This is a genomic window from Collinsella sp. OM08-14AT, assembly GCF_003438115.1.
In the GTDB taxonomy this organism is placed as follows: Bacteria; Actinomycetota; Coriobacteriia; order Coriobacteriales; family Coriobacteriaceae; genus Collinsella.
This window is the reverse complement of sequence record NZ_QSTE01000033.1, coordinates 1-2066: the sequence shown is the minus strand read 5'-3', so window position 1 is coordinate 2066 and position 2066 is coordinate 1. Positions and strand designations below refer to the sequence as shown.

General features: G+C 55.6%; 1 protein-coding gene. It reads left to right on the top strand.

From position 1 onward, the window contains the following. The first annotated feature begins 211 nt into the window (after positions 1-211). Positions 212-1906 carry a phospho-sugar mutase gene (locus tag DXC18_RS10270; RefSeq protein ID WP_055252695.1) on the top strand — a complete coding sequence of 565 codons (1695 nt, stop codon included), beginning with the start codon at positions 212-214 and terminating at the stop codon, positions 1904-1906. Positions 1907-2066 lie beyond the last annotated feature (160 nt).

The window sequence follows — 2066 nt, the reverse complement described above, 5'->3', positions numbered from 1 at the left end:
GGGGGAGGCCTCGCGGCCTCCCCCTTTTTTGCGTTTACGGGCAACATTCCTTATGCAATTAAATCAATTTAATCATCCACCGCTGAATATAGACGTTCACCGTTCTTTGGTCGGTTCTCTGTTCTCAATGGACTAATATTTGCTTTAGCGCACTGCTGCGCTTGTCCTGTTTTACACGGGTCGTTTTATTGATTGTGAAGGAAGGACTCACATGGCAGATGTTCATGAGCTGCTTGATACTTGGATTGCCAATGTCAAGGACGAGGAGCTCCTCGCTGAGCTTAACACGATGAAGGAGCAGGGTGATGAGGACGCCATCACCGATGCTTTCTTCCAAGATCTCGCCTTCGGTACTGCCGGCCTTCGCGGCACTATCGGTGCGGGCACTAACCGTATGAATATCTATACGGTCGGTCGTGCGACCCAGGGATTCGCTGACTACCTCAATGCGACCTTCGAGCATCCAACGGTTGCCATCGCTCGCGATAGCCGCAATAAAGGTGAGCTGTTCGTTAAGACGACGGCTGCCATTCTTGCAGCAAACGGCGTGACTGCCCTCGTTTATCCCAAGATTTCTCCTGTGCCGACGCTCTCCTGGGCCGTCCGTGATCTTAAGTGCTCCGGTGGCATTTGCATGACCGCTAGTCATAACCCGGCACCGTATAACGGCTATAAGGCCTATGGCCCCGACGGCTGCCAGATCACCAGCGAGGCCGCCGATGCAATTTCTAAGGCTATCGCCGAGACCGATACGTTCACCGGTGTGAAGTCCATGGACTTCGATGAGGCTCTTGAGCAGGGCCTGGTCAAATGGATCGATGACTCGTGCCTCGAGCGTTATTACGACGCCGTTCTCGCTCGCGGCGTTACGAATCTTTCTGCCGAGGAGATTGCCGGCGCACCGCTCAAGCTTGTCTATACGCCGCTGAATGGTACCGGCCTCATTCCCGTCACCACGGTGCTCGAGCGCGCTGGCATCACTGATGTCACGGTTGTTCCCGAGCAGAAGGAACCTAACGGCGATTTCCCGACCTGCCCGTATCCTAACCCCGAGATCCGACAGGCCATGCAGAAGGGCATCGATCTCTGCGAGCAGGTTCACCCCGATCTGCTGCTTGCGACCGATCCCGACGCCGACCGTGTTGGCGTTGCCGTTAAGAATGGCGATGACTATCTGCTGCTGACCGGTAACGAGATGGGCGTCCTGTTGCTCGACTATATTTGCAAGACCCGTGCCGCCCGCGGCGAGGACCTCACTAAGAAGGTCGCGGTTACTACCATTGTTTCTTCCGCCATGGTCGATGCTCTGGCCGAGGAATATGGCTTTGAGCTCCGTCGCTGCCTGACGGGCTTCAAGTACATCGGTGACATCATTACCTCGCTTTCCGATGCCGGTGAAGTCGATCGCTTTATCTTCGGTTTTGAGGAGAGCTACGGTTATCTGGCTGGTGATCACGTGCGCGACAAGGACGCCGTGAGCACTTCGCTGCTGATTTGCCAGATGGCTCAGTATTACAAGCTGCAGGGTAAGAACCTCGCCGACGCGATGCACGAGCTGTACGAGAAGTATGGCTACTATCACAACAAGACGATTTCGCTGAGCTATCCGGGCGCTGAGGGTGCGGCAAAGATGGCCGGCATCATGGCTGGTCTGCGCGAGAACCCGCCCGCGGAGCTCGCCGGTTCCAAGATTGAGGCCGTCGTGGACTACAACACATGCGTGAACGGCCTGCCGAAGGCTAATGTCATTGAGTTCGATCTCGAGGGTGGCAACAAGGGTATCGTCCGTCCTTCCGGCACCGAGCCCAAGATCAAGCTGTATATCTTTGCCAAGGGCGCGGATGCCGCCGAAGCTGATGCAGCACTTGACGCGATTGAAGAGTCCGGTCGCAAGCTGCTGGCATAAGGTATTTAAGAGTCTATTACTGTAGATAGGCGAAAGAGGGGATCTCGGAAACGAGGTCCCCTCTTATATTTACCCAGCCAGCCGAGAGTCCTTATATGTGTAGGAAATGTGTACGCCCAGATTCCCGCCCCCGGCGCCCCTCCGGTCTGGCAATATATCT